Source organism: Methylibium sp. T29, assembly GCF_000576205.1.
Lineage (GTDB): Bacteria > Pseudomonadota > Gammaproteobacteria > Burkholderiales > Burkholderiaceae_C > Methylibium > Methylibium petroleiphilum.
Genome location: NZ_AZND01000071.1, coordinates 1 through 16,214 on the forward strand (window position 1 = coordinate 1; position 16,214 = coordinate 16,214).

The following is a 16,214-nucleotide window of genomic DNA, read 5'->3' on the forward strand; positions in this document are numbered from 1 at the left end:
ATCAAGGGTCAGATGGTCAAAGCGCTGGTGCATGCGCCCAAGAACGGATTTTTCTATGTACTGGATCGCAGCAACGGGAAGCTGATCTCCGCCGAGAAGATTGCCAAGGTCACCTGGGCCTCGGGAATCGACATGAAGACTGGGCGGCCTATCGAGATCCCCGGCGCGCGTTACGAAGGCGCCCCTGCGCTGATTTATCCAAGCCCCTTTGGCGCGCACAGTTGGCACGCGATGTCATACAGCCCGCGCACTGGCTTAGCCTATCTCCCGAAGGTGGAACTTCCGGCCCTGTTCAATGACGGCTCCATCAAGAAGGACTGGAAGTCACCGAACCTCAACTTCGACCCGGCGGTGGACATTGGCCTGGGCGGAGACATCCCCAAAGGCACCGGCGTGAGTTCGCTGTTGGCCTGGGATCCGATCAAGCAGAAGAAGGTGTGGGAAGTACAAGCGGACGGCTTCTGGAACCCAGGCACGATGGTCACCGCAGGAGATCTGGTCTTCCAGGGCCGCGCTAACGGCAACCTGTACGCCTACGATGCCAAGACCGGTAAGGCGCTCTGGCACATGTTCCTTGGCTCGGGCATATCGGCTCCGCCCATCACCTATTCGGTCGACGGCAAGCAGTACGTGTCGATCCTAGTCGGCTTCGGTGGTGCAGGCGTCTCTCTTGCAGGCGGATCCGCGGTCGCCAACTACGGCTGGGCCTACCGCGCACAGACGCGACGGCTGTTCACCTTCGCGCTTGATGGCAAGGCCACGATGCCAATGTTCGAGCCGCCGTTCTTCCCCAAACCCATCGCGCCTGCTGAGTTCAAGGTCGATGAGACCAAGGTGGAGCAAGGCCGAGCGCTCTTTGTTTCGAACTGCGTGTGGTGCCACGGGTCAGGCGCGGTCTCGGGCGGCGCGGCGCCCGACTTGCGCGCCTCACCGATACCTCTCAACCTAGATTCGTTGAAGGCGGTGGTCAAAGAGGGTCGGTTGCGCCCTCGGGGAATGCCCGATTTTCCTGAGTTCACCGACGATCAGCTCGAACTGCTCCAGCACTTTATCCGTAGCCAAGCAGCGAAGGGTGCACAAGAAGCCAACGCTCAGCCTGCCACCGACAAGGCCGGTGCGAAGTCGACGTCCAAGGTAAAGAAGTCGTCATAGCTCAGCTCCGCCAAGGGTTGAGCCGGCCCCGTAGCGCTTGCGATACGGCTCTGCCCTCGGCTGCAAGCCGAGGGCTCCGGGCCTAGCGCGGAAAGCAGCATGCTTGCCAGCTCGGACGGTACCCGCGAGACGCAGCTACTCTATTCGCCGAGGAGATTCGCACTGTCAGGCATCTGTCCATTGATGAACTCTGCCGGGTAACGTTGAATCCTCCCAGGAATCGAGGCCTTGACTACTTCCGCCGTCGCGGATGCTCTGCGCCTTTTGCAAGCAGCAGCATCACCAATGCAAGTGCCGAGACAAGGCTGAGCGCCACGAAAGCTGGGCCATAGCCATGGCGGTGCGCGATCCATCCGGCCAGCGCAGGACTGAGTGCCGCCCCAATCCCCTGAACGGTCATCACCGCTCCCAGGCCCGCGTTGACGTGCCCGCTCCCGCGCAGAATCGACGCGACCAATCCCGGGAGAGCTACGCCGAGCAAGCCCGCCGCGATCCCGTCCAAGATCTGCACGGGCAGCAGGGCCCAGGGCGTTGCCCAGAAGGCAGCGATCAGTCCGCGCAGCGGCAGTGCCATCGACGCTGCGGTGAGGAGAGTCCAGTAGCCGTGGCGCGCCGCATACCGACCGGCCAGGAGCGCCACGGGAATCATGACGAGTTGCGAAACGATGACCGTGAGGGCAGTGAACGCACCAGGATCGGCTTCTCCGCGCGAGACGACGGCCTGACCGAACAAGGGCAGCATCGCGGCATTTCCGAGATGGAACAGCATCATCGTTACGGCCAGCACGCGCAGGCTGCGTGACTTCGAGGCAACCTGCCATGCGAAGGGATCCGATCGGAACCCTTGACCGCCTGGGCGCTATCGGCGTCGAGGCCTCGAGCGACGTTGTGGTCGATGTGTTGGGGTTGGATTTTGCTCAGACACAGCAGCGACGCGGTCGCCATCAAGGTCATGAGCACGAAGACCGCCGGCAAGCCCCATCGGTAGCTGGCGAATCCTGCAAGGGCTGCCGCGGCGACGTTGCCGGCGTGGTTCCAGGCCTCGTTAAGGCCCAGCTGCCGCGGCAGATCCTTCGGCCCGACCAAACCCAACGTAAGTCCCATCAGCGCAGGACCGAACAACGCGCCGACGACGGCAGTGACCACCTGCGTTGTGGTAACCACGATGCCGCTGGGTGCCGCCCAAAGCGCCAGGTTACTGACGATCAGCGCGATCGTGCCGCCGGCCAGCAGCCCTCGTTTGCGACGCGATGCGTCTACCCATGCGCCCAGGGGCGTGGTGACCAACATGCCTGCGAAGCCGGCTGCGCCGAGTACATAGCCGATGTCGTCGGCACGCCAACCTAGGCCCATCAGGAAGACCCCGAGAAACGGCCCCAGCCCATCCCGCACGTCTGCCAAGAAGAAGTTCAGGCCGCCCAGCCAGCGCTGCGAGTCTTCGGGCTTGCTTGATGTCGGCATCATCGCTCGCTAGTGCAATGGGCCTTTGAAGATGAAGAACGCACCCAGCCCAATGAAGGCAAACCCCAGAAGATGATTCAGTGTCAACCGCTCGCCCAAATACCACACCGAGAAGGCCGCGAACACCGTCAGCGTGATGACTTCCTGCATCGTCTTGAGCTCTGCGGCGCTGTACACCGCGTGGCCGATGCGGTTGGCTGGTACCGCAAAGCAGTACTCGGCAAACGCGATCAGCCAGCTCACACTGATCACCAGGTACAGCGGCTGGTCGCCAAACTTGAGGTGCCCATACCAGGCAAACGTCATGAAGACGTTCGAGATCAGCAAAAGGACGACAGGGAGGATCTTTGGGGACATTGGGGACCCTTGAGGTGTCCGAACGAGCTGTGCGGTTCCGGCGCGAGCGGCCGCTTCGCGCCGGAACTGGCCTTGGAAGCGCCTTAGGGCGCGCGTTCGTACAGAGACTGCAAGGCAGACAGGCTGGTGCCCATGCTCACGGCCTCGAGCGAGGTGCCGATCGCATTGCGCGTGCCCAGACCGGAAGCCGCGAACGGCGCCCCCGGCTGGACCGACAACCGCAAGGTCTCGGGCGGGAAGCGCACGATGCTGCCGTCGGCAAGGATGACGCCGTTGGCTTCGCCGCGCGGCCCCGTCAGCACGGCCTCGACACGGCTTTCGACCTTCTGGGGCTGCAGCTGTTGCGCGCGCAGATGCATCGGCAACGGGCGGCCTTCGGTCAGCGTCGGCGGCTGGTCGTACACGGTCTGTCCGGTGGCCGTATTGACGACGGCATCCGCCTTGGCGGCGCCGCGGCCTTGCATACGGCCAATGATGCGCACGGTGTCGCCCGGCTTGACCGCTGCGGTCAGTGCCCCGGACATGTGCGGAGGGAAACTGACGAGCGTGCCGTCAGCAAGCCGCAGTCCGTCGACCTCACCGTAGGGGTTGATCAGCAGCCTCTGAACCCGCCCTTCGGCTATGGCCTGAGCGGCCAGGCCAAGCCCGGGCGATTGCATTGGCGGCGGCGGCTCCGCACCTGGCCGAGGCGGTACGGCTTGCGCCGTCGCGGCGCTCAGCCCTGCGGCGATGGCGAGGATAGAAAGAACTCGTCTGGACATCTGAGACTCCTGGGGTGACGTGAAACACGCCTCCTCAGCGCGCACGGCTTGTGCCACCAGGAAATCTCAAGGAAATCAACAGCTTATTGGGTCAACGGCGAGCGAAGTGTCCGCATCATTGACAGTGCCTGTCACAGGATCGGACAGCCTCACTCGATGCCGTGTTCGGTGAGCTTGCGATAGAGCTGCTGGCGAGATAGCCCGAGACGTCGGGCTGCTTCGGCGCGGTTGCCGGCGGTCTCCGCCAATGCATGTCGGATCATCTGGCGCTCAACCTGGGCGATGGCGGGCGCCAAGCTGCCGTTCCAGTCGATCTCGAGTTCTGGGGAAGCCACACCGGCCGTCAGCAGCCCCAGGTGCTCGGGCTCGATCGCCGAGCCGTGGCACAGGAGCGCGGCGCGTTCCATGGCGTTGCGAAGTTCTCGTACGTTGCCGGGCCAAGGGTGCGCCAGGAGGCGCTGCGCCGCCGCCGCAGTCAAGCGCTTGGGCGCGCCCTTGCCTGCCCGTCGCAGGAAATGCTCGGCCAGCAGGAGGACGTCGCCTACGCGCTCGCGCAGCGGTGGCAACTGGAGGGGCACCACCTGCAGCCGGTACCAGAGGTCCTCGCGGAACCGACCTTCGCTCACAGCCGTGGGCAGGTTTCGATGTGTTGCAGCCAGGATGCGCACGTCCACACGCGACACGCGCGTGCCGCCGACAGGCGTGATCTCGCGCTCTTGCAGAACGCGCAGGATCTTGGCCTGCGTCGGCAGCGGCATGTCACCGATCTCGTCGAGGAACAGCGTGCCACCGTCGGCTTCCCGAAAGCGCCCGACCCGGTCGCTGGTGGCGCCCGTGAAGGCGCCCTTCACGTGCCCGAACAGTTCGCTCTCCATCAGGTCCGAAGGAATGGCCGCGCAGTTCACCGCGACGAACGGCCGTCCGGCACGGGTGCTGTTGCCGTGCAGCGCCCGGGCGACCAGCTCCTTCCCAGTACCCGTCTCCCCGAGGATCAGCACCGTGGCATCGCTGCCGGCGATCATGCCGATCCGCTTGAAGACTTCGCGCATGGCTTCGCTGCTGCTGACCAGTTCAGTCTCTTCTGCCGACGAAGCATCCGTTGCAGACGGCACCGCTGTCGCATCGGCGGCGCGTGCGTCGCTGCTCTGCAGCGCCCGTTCCAAGGTCTGCATGAGCGCTGCCCGGGCTACCGGCTTGGTGAGATGGTCGAAGGCCCCCAGACGCATCGCCTCGATCGTGTTGGCGCCACTCGCATAGGCGGTGAGCATGATGCAGGGGACGGGCGCGAGGCGTGCCGCCTTGCGCAGGAACGTCAGGCCATCGTCTCCGGGCATGCGCAGGTCCACGATCGCGACGTCGACGGCTTCGGTGCGAAGCCGATGCAGCCCCGCGTCGACGGTGCCCGCCTGGAGGGCCGTATGGCCGAGGTCGAGCACCGTCTCGGAGAGGCTGTCTCGAAACGCCGCATCGTCGTCAACGATCAGGATGTGGGCCATGGGAACTCCATCTCGATGCGCGCGCCCTGCGCCGTCTCGGCAAGAGTCACCCGGCCACCGTGGGCCTGCACGATCTCCCGCACCAGTGCAAGACCCAGGCCCGACCCGCCGCTGCGGCCAGTGGCGAAGGGTTCGAACAGCGTATCGCGCAACTCGACGGGCACGCCGGCGCCATCGTCAGCCACCCACAGCAACAGCCGGCCCGGGCTCGCGCGCCGCGCCCCCAACTCGATCGACCCGCCTTCCCTTGTGTGAGCCAGTGCGTTCAGCAGCAGGTTGTCGAACGCCCTGGCCAGTTGGGTCGGGTCGAACCACGCCGAACTCGAGGCAGCCTCGGTGAGATCGGAATCCACCGACCGCGCGAGCCGCACACCGGCACGCTGAGCCGCAATCGCGTGGACTTGGATCTGCTCGTCCAGGAACGCGACCAAATCGACGGACTGGCGGTCCACCCGCAGAGGCTGCGTCAGGGCCAACAAACTGGAGACCAGCGACTCCAGTCGCTGTGTCTGCGACAGCACCGACTCCATGGCGCCCGCGATACGCGCTTCCCGGACGTCAGCGCCAGCGGCCATCGCGTTCTCCACTTTCATGCGCATCGTTCCAAGTGGGTTGCGAATCTCGTGAGCAAGGCCGGCCGACATGCGTCCGAGTGCCGCCAGCCGTTCGGCCTGCGCCAACTGCGCTTGCAGTTGTGCGGACTGCTGTCGCCAGCGCGCGAGCATGCGGCCCAAACAGACACCGGAAAGCACGACCATGCACAGCAGCAGGCTCAGAGTGAGTATCAGCGGGTTGACCACGTCCGCACTGATCAGTGTCACCCGCGTCAGAGTCCAAGCCGCCAGGACGTGCGGCGGTGAATCGATCGGACAGGCCGAGAAGACCACGGCCTCGCGCAGTCCGGGACGAATGTCAGTCACCAGACCGTTCGTCTGCAGAGCGCGCTGCGCTGTGGCGACGATGCGTTCGAGCTCAGCGCTGGGAGGATCGCGCTTGATGCCGGTTCCGTCGTAGGTGGGGAAGGCATACGCCACAACGCCTGCATCGGTCTGCCAGAAGCCACCTTCCATGCCCGGGCGGTCACGCAGCACGAGATCAAGGATTGCCTGTGCGCCAGGCAGCTTCTGCGAACTGGGGCTCACCGAGGAATCTCCCGGTGCCCCCATGTGAAGTCGTGCTGCGCCGGCGCGCAGCGCCTCGCAACTCACCGAGGCTTGTCCACGCGCGCGCGCGAGTTGAGGCCCGGCACTCTGCTGGACGAGAAGGATGAGCAGCGCAACGAGCACCATTGCCACGGCTGCAATGGAGAGCCAGAGGACCAGCAGATCCTTGCGGATGGAATCCTGCAATGTCAGGGTGGTTCTCCGGGTGCAGTTGGCAGAGACGAAGCGCCTCAGCATACGACGGCGATGCTACGGGTTGGCGAGCGGACGCATCCCGGCCCTTCCGGATGGCGCCCGATCTGGCCACTCGGACCGGCCTTGCGATCGACACTGCTCAACCTGCTCACGCTGCTCGACACGCGTGTGAAGCCACCTGTTTGAGTATCCATCGCGTCGAACTTGGCGTTGAGCTGACTTTTCGTACTAGATTCTGGTCCCGACCGACGACAAGGGGACCGAACGACGATGGCTTCCACAGCACACTCGATGGACGCAGGGAGATCGATTCGAACGACTGCGACCGTTCTCGTCCTGTTCGCCAGCGGGGTCGCGAACGCGCTCACGGAGGCCGACTGCGATGGCATGCATCGGCTGGTTGACCACACGTTTCGCGATCTAGCCCAACTGACGGGGGACGTGCTTGAGCGCTCCCCGGGGCAGGTGGCGATCCACCGCGTATCGGGTTCGACGCTGCCGTTTGAGCAATGCAAGATCCTCCGCTTCGAAGGCGATTCAGCGCTTCGAGTCTTGGAGTGCGACATCGCTGGCCAGAGCGGCATCGACCGCATCGATGGGCTGCAATCGGACGTGACGCTCGCGATCACGACGAAGACCATGCAATCGATTGCTGACGACTACGCGGCATGCTTCTTCAAGCGCTGGACTCGATCGGAAGATTCGACGACACGGCGAGGTCGTGTTCGGTCATCCTGGACTTGGGCACTGACGCTCGATTCTCAGCCGGCGTACCGCGGTATCGCCTCGCTCGTCGTCGAGCAGAGCAAGGTCGGCCAACCCATCGGCATCCCCGCCATCACGTTCAACTTTTACCGAGTGGAGCATTCGGCGAAGAACTAGCGCCGCCGATCGGCATTTGCCGGTCGCCACGAACACAAGCCATACCGGCGATGACCGTGGTGAAAGATGCGGGCGTGACTGCGCTGCCTAATGCGACCATCGACTAAGAGACGGCTACACCAGTTGGATCAACCGCCCAGGCATCGCCTCCCGAGCCGCAGTTCGTCTCGGTGGGTCTTACGTGGCTTGAGCACTCGATCTGCGGACAAGAAAGCGACGCTAGTCGCTGCCGAGCCCCTTCTCATCGCCTGGCTGCCGCATCGCCTCATCGTCGATCTCGCGAACGACGATCGCGGTCGGTGGCCGTGGATGCACCCCCGCCCAGCAAGCTGCCACGGCGGCTTCGACGGCCTCGTGCCACACCGCCGTCAGTTCGGCTTTCTCGGCCGACGCGCTCGGCGCCTCCTCGCTCTCAGCATAGGCCGCGCGCTCCGCGAGGCGTGGATGGACGGCCTCCCTTTCGAAGACGGCCCAGCATGCAGCAACAGCTCGGGCCCGCTGCAGCTGCGATGCACCCGTCGTGTCGATGTCGATCACCCAGGTCATGGCTGCAGCCCTAGCGTTCGTTGTACCGGTGACGATGGCGTGGCGAGCGGATCTCGGTAGGACGTTCCGTGCTGCCACATTAAAGCGTGTTCAGGCTCGACTGGAAGGCTCATGACTTGGTCGCGAGGCGTACATGTGGGCCTCTAGCGGATTGCGATGAGATTCAGTGCAGGACCTCGACTTGCCGTCGCTCGATCCAGTGCGTCCCTGGTCCGTGGATCTCGTTCGCGGCGTAGACAATTCCTTCAAACTGCTCGAGCAGCTCAGGGGTGGACGGCCACCATGCGTTGAGCATCTTTGGGAAGTGGACTGAGTGACGCACGTTACGCCGCCACAGGATGCGGATCTGATACATCGTGAGGCTGCAGGGGCAAACCGTATGCCTGCCCTATCTCGGCCCCAACATCCGCGCTTCGATGTACCTCGATCGATGCATGTGCCGGCGGGATCCTCGGAAGGACCGGCCTGCCGCGTTTTGATATAACCCAAGAGCAAAATTTTGGTATAGAGTGCTCGCACGGTTCCTTGATCCCCCCGTCATGCGACGGGCAGATCAGTGAGGTAGCTCCTCACGCGTCTTCACTGCCCGCATGGTCGGAGGTGAGACGCCAACCGAGCGCATCCGCCATGTGGCGATGCCTGCCCGTCATGTGATGGGCAGATTGGTGAGGTCGCACCTCGCACGTCTTCACCTGTCGCATGGGCGGAGGTGGGACGACAACCGAACTCAACAGCTATGTGGTTGACGGTCGCTCATCATGTGATGGGCAGATCAGCGAGCTAGCTTCTCGCGCGTCTTCACCGGTCGCATGGGCGAAGGTGGGACGACAACCGGGCGCATCCGCCATGCGGTTGATGCACGTGTGTCGTACTAACTTTTTTGGGGAAATCCCATGACGACGGAACCAATCCGCGCGCCCGCAGTGGCCGCAACCTTTCAAATGATGCCGGTCGCCTCGCTGCGGCCCTACGAGCGCAACGCTCGCAAGCACTCGAAGAAGCAGATCCGCCTGATCGCTCGCTCGATCGAAGAGTTCGGCTTCACCAACCCTCTGCTGATCGACCGCGACGGCATGGTCGTGGCCGGCCACGGGCGCCTCGAGGCCGCTAAGGTCCTCGGTCTGACCGAGGTGCCCACCGTGCGGCTCGATCACTTCACCCCCGAGCAGATCCGGGCCTACGTGATCGCCGACAACCGCCTGGCCGAGCAGTCCGGTTGGGACACCCAGCTCCTCACGATGGAGCTTGGGGAGCTGGCGAAGCTGGGGGGCAACTTCGACATCCGCCTCACCGGCTTCGACACCCCTGCGATCGACGCCCTGCTCTGCCCGATGCAGGCCGATGACGACGAGCCGCTCGAGCCGGACGTGAAGGCGCCACCCGTCTCGCGCGTCGGGGACCTGTGGCAGCTCGGGCGGCATCGGCTGCTGTGCGGCGACGCCACCGATCCACGGGCCTACGGCCGCCTGCTGGGCGACCAGCCCGCGCAGATGGTCTTCACCGACCCGCCCTACAACGTGCCGATCGCCGGGAACGTGACCTCCGGGGATCGCCACGGGGAGTTCGTGATGGCCTCCGGGGAGATGAGCCCGCAGGAGTTCACGTCCTTCTTGAACGCGGTCTTCATGCTGCTGGTGGCGAACTCGGTCGACGGATCCATCCACTTCCTGTGTATCGATTGGCGGCACCTGCGTGAGCTGATGGACGCGGCCACAGTGTCGTACACGGAGCTGAAGAACCTGTGCGTCTGGAACAAGGCCAACGCGGGGATGGGGTCCTTGTATCGCTCCAAGCACGAGCTGATCTTCGTCTACAAGGCCGGCCGCGGGGCGCACATCAACAACATCGAGCTGGGCAGGCACGGGCGCAACCGCAGCAACGTCTGGCCCTACGCCGGCGTCACCACCCCGTCCAAAGGCCGCTCGCAGCGCCTGGCCATGCACCCGACGGTGAAACCGACGGCGATGATCGCCGACGCCATCCTCGACTGTTCCCACCGTGACGGGCTGGTGCTCGATCCCTTCGGGGGCTCGGGCTCGACCCTGCTCGCGGCCGAGCGCACCGGCCGGCGGGCGGCGCTGATGGAGCTGGATCCGCGCTATGTGGATGTGACGGTGCAGCGCTATCTACGGAGCGGCGGCCAGGCGGTCTTGCTGGAGGACGTGGAAGGCGAGAGCAGCGCGGTCGCCGGGTGCTCGTGGGCCGAGGTGGTGACCCAGCGTCGGGAGGATGGCGATGAGCAGTGACAAAGGTCCCAACGACCCCGACTATCCGGTCGGCTACGGCAAGCCGCCGCAGGCGTCGCGTTTTGTGAAGGGCCAGTCGGGGAATCCGAAGGGACGGCCGCGCAAGCCCAAGCCAGCGGATCTGACGGTCATCGAGCGGGTCGCAAACGAGGTGTGCGGCTCGATCACGCTCCGCGGCAAGAAGCGCCCGCTCACGCTCGAAGAGGGCCTCCTGCGGAAAGCGATCGCTGCTGCAGTCCAAGGAGACGTGAAGGCCGCCGCCCTCTTACACGACGAGGAGATGAAGCAAAGCCGCAACGAGATCCAGCGCCGGACCGGCTCGGCCAACCCCAAGCCGCAGCCTGAGCTGGGCGTCGTCCTCATCCCCTATCTTCCAGAGGAGATGTGGGAGATCTTGGCGCCGATCCAGCAACGAAAACTGATGGAGGCCACCCTGTCCGACTTGGCCTGGAGAGAAGCACGTGAAGCGCAAGAAGCCGCCGACGCCCGATGAGCCGAACCTGGTGACTCGCCTCTTGGACGAAAAGGTGCGAGACGCACACCCCGATGTCGCTCAAGGCGACATGACCAACCGCGAGCTGATCTACCGAAGGCTGGCGCGCGCCGCGGCGGCGGGCGACAAGCAGGCCAAGAAGCTCTTCTTGCGCATGCGGCGTGAATCGCCGGAAGTCGCCGAGAAGCTCCGTGTGGCCCGCACGTATGCGCAACCCGGCAGCAGCGAATCGGGCGTCATCCAGGTACCTTACATGGCTGGCTTCGTGAACTGCCCCTACCACCTGGCCCTCGCTGAGGCAGCAAAGGCCCGCAAAGAGGGACGCCCCTACCGCTTCGACCCCCTCGACCCCTCCCAGCCGAACGCTTGTTCAGACGCGTGTCCGGACCCGACCGACCCCGGCCTGCTGCCGCTGCCCGATCTGGACGAACCCCCGCCCCTCATCCACTGACCTGCTGCACCGTGACCGAGAGCTTGTACTCGTAGAGCGTCACGTCGGGGAGCGCGCGGCAGGCCAGCCGCAGGTCTTCGCTGATGTCCTTGGCGACGATCATGCCGCGCACCTTCTGTGGCCCGTCGACGTGGTGCTCCTTGATCCAGTTGACGTAGCGCAGCAGCTGTCCGACGACGCGGTCGTAGCCCTTGGAGACCTTGAGCTCGATGACGGCGTAGTCGCCGTGCTGGTCGACGGCCAGGATGTCGATGAAGCGCCCGCCGGCCGGGAATTCGACGCCGGTGATGCCTTCGTCCGTGTAGGGGCGCAGCCCCGGCTCCAGGGCGTGGAGGTTGCGCACCAGGTAGTCGCGCAGGTCGTGCTCGTAGGCGAACTCCTGGGAGAGTGCCGCAGCAGTGTTTTCGGCCACGGTGGGTTCGGCGTCATCGGACTGGGCGGTCAGCGAGCTGATCGGGATGGGGTCCCTGCCCGGCTCGTACAGGCGGAAGTGGCTGCTGTCGATCTTGAAGAAGAGGTCGTCGCTGCCGTCGTCGCGGGCGGCGTATTGCAGCCGGGTGCGCACGTTGGTGGACAGGCGGATCAGGTGGGCGGTGACGGTGCCCTCCTTGACGTTGGGGTAGTGCTCGGCAAACCACTGGACCGCGCGCTCGCGGGAGAAGGCTTGGCCGGGCTGCAGGGCGAAGGCTGCCGCCATGTCGTGCATCAGCAGGCGAACGGGTTTGTCGTTGAGGGCGGGCATGGGGGTGTCAGGTGGGGTTAACAGGCCTCGGCGCTCAGCCCAGGCAGGCCTTGAGGCGGTCGGCGAGGCGCTCGAGCGCGGTGTAGACGCCGGGTGCGCGGGCGCCGGCCCAGGTGCCGACGGGGCCAAAGCCTTCGTTGGCCAGCCCGCCGGTGTTCTGCTGGGCGCGCTCGATCTGCGAGAAGACCAGGGTGAGACCCTGTGGGCCGGTGGCCGCCTTGAGGTCAAAGCGGACCAGGTCGACGACCAGGCCGGCGGACGAATCGGTGCGGGTCAGGCCGCTGGCGACCAGGGTGGTGGTGCCTTCGTCGATGTACTTGAAGACCGGGCCGCCGATCACGGTCTGGCTACGGTTGACCTGGTAGTAGGTGCCGGTGGCCGCGCCGACGAAGGAGCCGGCGGTGTCGCTCAGCTGGGCGCCTTGCTGGTGGACGTGCTCGGCGATGCAGAGCTTGAGCTGGGAGAAGCTGCGCGGCTGGGGCGGCACGTACGAGAAGTCGACGCGCTCAATGTAGGTGCCGCCGGAGGAGCCGGTCACGGTGTGGACGCGGTCGGGGAGCTGGACGGGGGTGGCGCAGGCGGTCAAGGCCGCCACGAGGGCCACGGTGAGGCCGCGGCGTGAAACACGTTCAGCGCGTCGGCGCCCTTTCATCTCGGCCATCTTTGGTATCCCTCCTTAGGTGCTTTGGACAGTGCGACCACTGTGGCGAACACCCGGGCGGTAGTCCAATGACGAGCCCGGCATCTCGCGCTGACAGTGCGCTTCACGCGACGATCACCAGCAAAGACGGGGTTCCCGAGCTTGAAACGTTCGTCGATTTGCTGTCAGTTGACACGTGTCTTTAGTGTACACAGCACCAACACTCCGGCGCCATGCGCCCGAGTCGTAACCAAGCCCTCATTGACGCCCTCGGGGTCGAGGTCAAGGTTCGCCGACAAGAGTTGGCCTTCACGCAAGAGGATCTGGCAGGCCGCTGCGACCTCGACCGGCCGTTCATCTCGTTGATCGAGGTCGGGAAGAAGCAGCCGAGCCTTAGCGTGCTGCACCGAATCGCCTCCGCCTTGGATCTCAAGTTCGGCGAGTTCTGCGATCGGATCGATGCGCGCTACCGCAAAGCGCTCAAGAGCAGCGAGCGAATTCGTCGCAGCCAGCCGTGACGGCGCGGCTCGCGCGGTGAACTAGCCGTTTAGGCTGTCGTTCAGTAGGCCATCTCTGCCTGCAGCCTTGCCTTTTTCTTATGTCAACATATCCTTTGCTTCCATTGGCATCAAAGGACTCTCTATGACAACACTCAGTCAACTGCAAAAGCAGATCGCCAAGCTCGAAGCTCAAGCGAGCCAGATCAAGAAGAAGGAAGTTGATTCGGTGATCGCGAAGATCAAAGAGGCGATCACCGTTTACGGCTTGACCGCTGCGGATCTCGGTTTGAGCGCAAGGGTCGCGCGCACGGCCTCCTCAACGGCTGGTCGGAAAATGACGACCAAGAAGGGCCGCAAGGCGAAGGCTGGGAAGATCAAGTTCCAGGATGGGAACGGCAATACGTGGACTGGGCACGGCCGCCGCCCACAATGGTTTATCGATGCCATCGCCTCGGGGAAATCGCCTGAGCAGCTCGCCATCTGATCCGGCGGACGCATACCGCCCCCCGCGCCAGGACCGTGGCGGAGACAACAGGATGTCAGCTTCAGACTGAAAGCGGTTCGTTGTGCTCGAGCGTGCGATGACTGCTCTTGGTGAGAGCGGACGGTCGCCGCGCTAGCGACTTGACCGTCCGCTTCTCACGGCCGCTCTGACCGATGTCGGCCAGGACCAGTCATTCAGGTGTCAGGACGGTGCATGCGATCTTGGGCGTATCGACATCGCTAAGTTGACCGAGGGAACGTCGGCGTCGCTTTGTCGGCAGCGCCAAGAACCTGTGGTTCGTTGCCGTTTTCACGCAATAACGCCAAAGATCCCACGCTAGGAGTTTGCGAGGCGCGATACTTTGAAGCCATCGATGTCCGGCAAGCCTAGATCGAGCAGAACGAGGTCGGGCGGCCGTCGCTGCATTTCCTGCCGTGCCAGCTCGCCACTGTACGCGGCGCTCAGCTCGCCCCCATCCAGGCGCAGCAACATGCACAAGGAGTCGGCTGCATCCTGCAAGTCGTCCACCACAAGGATGTGAAGGCGCTCTTTCGGACAGCCTCGGCCGGGGTGGCCTCGATAATTGGCTTTGATGCGTTGACAGCCACAGGCAGCCGAACGCTGAACGTACTGCCCTGGCCTGGCCTGGGTCAGTGCTGACACCGGTCGCAGTGCCACCGCACTACAGATCTCGGCCGGACTGATGCTTGAGCGTTCGCGGCTTGCTCCATCTGCTCGCCTGCACTACCAGCCGGGGGCGCCAAGCCCCGCCTCAACGTGAGGCTCAATGCATCCAGGCATGCGGCATGCAGTCATTCGGCAGGGGAAAGCAGCTAGCGTTACCCCGGACATTCCTCTTCATACTAGGGGACAACTACGGGTTCTTAAAGACGACGTTGATCGCCGCTCCCGCAGAACCGTTTGTTTGTGTGAGATGTCAGGGAGAGAAATTGACTTCAGAAGCTGTAGACCTCTGGGAATCTGATCCATTTTCCGATCTGCCCATTGAGCGCGGTCCAGAAGAAAATGGCGTGGGCGAGTGGGTCCCTTTCGAGAAGCACCGCTACCTTTGCCGCTACTTGAACGCGACGCGCGAGGCGCAGAAGCGCTTCAAGCAGCGCGTGCTGATTGACCCCTTCTGCGGCCCGGGCCGCATTCAGGTGAAGGGTGAAGCCATTACCCGTGACGGCGGCTCGGTGATCGCCTACCGCCAGTCGATTCTGTCGGGCTCACCTTTCACGAAGGTCCTCATCGGCGACATCGATCCGGACAGGGCGGCCGCCAACGAGCAGCGCTTGGTCGCACGAGGCGCGCCGGTTCAGAAGTTCGTCGGCCCTGCCATAGAGATGGTGGATCAAATGGCGAAGGCAGTGCCGTTCGGCGCCCTCGCTCTGGCCTACATCGACCCGTACAACCTTGAGTACCTGTCGTTCTCCATCATCGAGCGGCTGGCCAGGCTGGAGCATGTCGACTTCGCTGTCCATTTCAGCCTCATGGACCTGACCCGCAACATCGACATGGAGCTGAATCCGGCGCGCGACCGCTTCGACCATGCGCTACCCGAGTGGCGTTCGCGGGTGCCGCCTAAGATATCCAAGAAGAATCTGTCTCTGTGGTTCTTCGACGAATGGTGCAACGCCGTGAAGGCGCTGGGTTTCACGGTCAGCTCACAGATGCCGCGCATCACCGACGGCAAAGGGCGGGCGATCTACCGGCTGGTGTTCTTCTCGCGTCACCCGCTGCCGGACCGCATCTGGGGCGACATCGCTCGCAGTCAGAACCGCGAGCTTTTCTAGGTGTGATGCCTCTCGACTAGATCGGGCCGTCGCGGGCTGAGGGCAGTGCTTAGGCGCGACGGCACGGGTTTTTGCAAAATTAGTGGACGAATGTACACTAATTCAAATGGCTAGACCGAATAACGATCAGGTACATCTACGCCGCCTGCGCGATCTTTATGCGCGCGAGCGTTGTCTGCCGTCGTACGAGAACCTAGCGGCCGCGCTGGGCTTTCGGGCAAAGAACGCCGCATTCAGTCTGGTCAAGCGGCTGGCGGCTTCAGGTCACGTCGGCAAAGCGCCCGGCGGGCGCCTGGTGCCAGGCCCGGCCTTCTTCGCCCTGGATTTCAGCGACGACTCGGTGATGGCAGGCCTCGACCCCGACCAAGAAGGTTCGGGCTTTGTCCATGAGCAGAGACTGTCGGAGCTAGTCGTGTCGCGGCCATCGAGAACCATCCTGATCTCCGTGAGGGGCGAATCGATGGTGGGCGTGGGAATCCTCAGTGGCGACGTCGCTGTCGTGGAAACCGGCGTGCAAGCCATGCATGGCGACTACGTCGTGGCGGAGGTCGATGACGCCCACACGGTCAAGGAGTTCAGGCAGGCCGGCGCGAAGTTGCATCTGTTGTCGCACGGCAGCGACGGCGACAAGGCCATCGTGCCAACAAGGAGCCTGAACATCGTCGGTGTCGTCAGGGGCATCGTTCGCGCCTACAGGCCGCAGGCCAGGGTACCGACTAAGCTAGCGAAGGAAGCAGAGCAATGACAACCATCAGCAGGATCGAGTGGACCGAGCAGACGTGGAATCCGACCGTAGGTTGCACCAAGATCTCGCCTGGCTGCAAACACTGCTACGCAGAGACCATGGCG

Annotated in this window: 21 protein-coding genes; 10 read left to right on the top strand and 11 right to left on the bottom strand. The window is 64.1% G+C overall.

Going from position 1 to position 16,214, the window contains the following annotated elements; genetic code table 11:
• Positions 1 to 1,152, top strand: a 1,152-nt coding sequence (locus tag x551_RS10645; RefSeq protein WP_152543479.1) for a c-type cytochrome, incomplete at its 5' end; no start/stop codon positions are given.
• A gap of 232 nt (positions 1,153 to 1,384) precedes the next feature.
• On the opposite strand, the gene x551_RS27215 is transcribed toward x551_RS10645, so the two are convergent.
• The 6 genes from x551_RS27215 to x551_RS10670 form a co-directional block, all read right to left on the bottom strand.
• Positions 1,385 to 1,924, bottom strand: a complete 540-nt coding sequence (locus tag x551_RS27215; protein ID WP_253950350.1) for an MFS transporter — start codon at positions 1,922 to 1,924, stop codon at positions 1,385 to 1,387.
• A 2-nt stretch (positions 1,925 to 1,926) separates the two neighbouring features.
• On the bottom strand, positions 1,927 to 2,613 hold the full coding sequence (locus x551_RS27220; RefSeq protein ID WP_253950351.1) for an MFS transporter: 687 nt from the start codon (positions 2,611 to 2,613) through the stop codon (positions 1,927 to 1,929).
• A 9-nt stretch (positions 2,614 to 2,622) separates the two neighbouring features.
• Positions 2,623 to 2,970 (bottom strand): DMT family protein, encoded by a 348-nt coding sequence (locus x551_RS10655; RefSeq protein ID WP_036229537.1) that lies wholly within the window; start codon positions 2,968 to 2,970, stop codon positions 2,623 to 2,625.
• A gap of 83 nt (positions 2,971 to 3,053) precedes the next feature.
• Entirely contained in the window at positions 3,054 to 3,731 is a 678-nt protein-coding gene (locus x551_RS10660; protein ID WP_036229536.1) for a hypothetical protein, read from the bottom strand.
• A 149-nt stretch (positions 3,732 to 3,880) separates the two neighbouring features.
• Positions 3,881 to 5,227, bottom strand: a complete 1,347-nt coding sequence (locus x551_RS10665; RefSeq protein ID WP_036229534.1) for a sigma-54 dependent transcriptional regulator — start codon at positions 5,225 to 5,227, stop codon at positions 3,881 to 3,883.
• Entirely contained in the window at positions 5,212 to 6,627 is a 1,416-nt protein-coding gene (locus x551_RS10670) for an ATP-binding protein (protein ID WP_173402800.1), read from the bottom strand. The genes x551_RS10665 and x551_RS10670 overlap by 16 nt, the downstream gene beginning before the upstream one ends.
• 228 nt (positions 6,628 to 6,855) lie before the next feature.
• Here x551_RS10670 and x551_RS10675 point away from each other — a divergent pair, with 228 nt between their 5' ends.
• A complete protein-coding gene (locus x551_RS10675; protein WP_152543480.1) occupies positions 6,856 to 7,467 on the top strand; it encodes a hypothetical protein in 612 nt (203 codons plus the stop codon).
• Positions 7,468 to 7,686: 219 nt separating this feature from the next.
• Here x551_RS10675 and x551_RS10680 read toward each other — a convergent pair whose 3' ends face one another.
• Both x551_RS10680 and x551_RS10685 read right to left on the bottom strand, forming a co-directional pair.
• Positions 7,687 to 8,013, bottom strand: coding sequence for a hypothetical protein (locus x551_RS10680; protein WP_036229531.1), 327 nt, complete (start codon positions 8,011 to 8,013; stop codon positions 7,687 to 7,689).
• Positions 8,014 to 8,176: 163 nt separating this feature from the next.
• Positions 8,177 to 8,368 (bottom strand): hypothetical protein, encoded by a 192-nt coding sequence (locus x551_RS10685; RefSeq protein ID WP_036248471.1) that lies wholly within the window; start codon positions 8,366 to 8,368, stop codon positions 8,177 to 8,179.
• A 538-nt stretch (positions 8,369 to 8,906) separates the two neighbouring features.
• Here x551_RS10685 and x551_RS10690 point away from each other — a divergent pair.
• The 3 genes from x551_RS10690 to x551_RS10700 are packed head-to-tail and all read left to right on the top strand — an operon-like array spanning position 8,907 to position 11,203.
• Complete coding sequence (locus tag x551_RS10690) at positions 8,907 to 10,259, top strand: DNA methyltransferase (protein WP_051511945.1); 1,353 nt, start codon at positions 8,907 to 8,909, stop codon at positions 10,257 to 10,259.
• Positions 10,249 to 10,752: a DUF5681 domain-containing protein gene (locus tag x551_RS26150; RefSeq protein ID WP_051495524.1), complete on the top strand. Its 504-nt coding sequence runs from the start codon at positions 10,249 to 10,251 to the stop codon at positions 10,750 to 10,752. The genes x551_RS10690 and x551_RS26150 overlap by 11 nt, the downstream gene beginning before the upstream one ends.
• Positions 10,721 to 11,203 carry a hypothetical protein gene (locus x551_RS10700; RefSeq protein WP_036229529.1) on the top strand — a complete coding sequence of 161 codons (483 nt, stop codon included), beginning with the start codon at positions 10,721 to 10,723 and terminating at the stop codon, positions 11,201 to 11,203. The genes x551_RS26150 and x551_RS10700 overlap by 32 nt, the downstream gene beginning before the upstream one ends.
• Here the strand turns inward: x551_RS10700 and x551_RS10705 are convergent.
• Together x551_RS10705 and x551_RS10710 are read right to left on the bottom strand one after the other, a co-directional pair.
• Positions 11,193 to 11,945, bottom strand: coding sequence for an endonuclease NucS domain-containing protein (locus tag x551_RS10705; protein ID WP_036229528.1), 753 nt, complete (start codon positions 11,943 to 11,945; stop codon positions 11,193 to 11,195). The genes x551_RS10700 and x551_RS10705 overlap by 11 nt on opposite strands.
• 34 nt (positions 11,946 to 11,979) lie before the next feature.
• Positions 11,980 to 12,549: a hypothetical protein gene (locus x551_RS10710; RefSeq protein ID WP_152543481.1), complete on the bottom strand. Its 570-nt coding sequence runs from the start codon at positions 12,547 to 12,549 to the stop codon at positions 11,980 to 11,982.
• Positions 12,550 to 12,818: 269 nt separating this feature from the next.
• On the opposite strand from x551_RS10710, the gene x551_RS10715 reads away from it, so the two are divergent.
• Both x551_RS10715 and x551_RS10720 read left to right on the top strand, forming a co-directional pair.
• Positions 12,819 to 13,103 carry a helix-turn-helix transcriptional regulator gene (locus tag x551_RS10715; RefSeq protein ID WP_051495522.1) on the top strand — a complete coding sequence of 95 codons (285 nt, stop codon included), beginning with the start codon at positions 12,819 to 12,821 and terminating at the stop codon, positions 13,101 to 13,103.
• A 124-nt stretch (positions 13,104 to 13,227) separates the two neighbouring features.
• Positions 13,228 to 13,569 carry an H-NS histone family protein gene (locus tag x551_RS10720; protein ID WP_036229526.1) on the top strand — a complete coding sequence of 114 codons (342 nt, stop codon included), beginning with the start codon at positions 13,228 to 13,230 and terminating at the stop codon, positions 13,567 to 13,569.
• 336 nt (positions 13,570 to 13,905) lie between these two features.
• Here the strand turns inward: x551_RS10720 and x551_RS10725 are convergent, their stop codons facing one another.
• On the bottom strand, positions 13,906 to 14,097 hold the full coding sequence (locus tag x551_RS10725; RefSeq protein WP_152543482.1) for a response regulator: 192 nt from the start codon (positions 14,095 to 14,097) through the stop codon (positions 13,906 to 13,908).
• A 503-nt stretch (positions 14,098 to 14,600) separates the two neighbouring features.
• Between x551_RS10725 and tcmP the strand changes: the two genes are divergently transcribed.
• The 3 genes from tcmP to x551_RS24305 form a co-directional block, all read left to right on the top strand.
• Complete coding sequence (gene tcmP, locus x551_RS10730; protein ID WP_231497494.1) at positions 14,601 to 15,365, top strand: three-Cys-motif partner protein TcmP; 765 nt, start codon at positions 14,601 to 14,603, stop codon at positions 15,363 to 15,365.
• Positions 15,366 to 15,471: 106 nt separating this feature from the next.
• The gene (locus tag x551_RS10735) at positions 15,472 to 16,110 is read left to right on the top strand and encodes a S24 family peptidase (RefSeq protein ID WP_036229521.1); all 639 of its coding nucleotides are present in this window, start codon (positions 15,472 to 15,474) and stop codon (positions 16,108 to 16,110) included.
• The coding region (locus x551_RS24305; protein WP_152543483.1) for a DUF5131 family protein at positions 16,107 to 16,214 on the top strand (108 nt) is incomplete at its 3' end. The genes x551_RS10735 and x551_RS24305, both read left to right, overlap by 4 nt.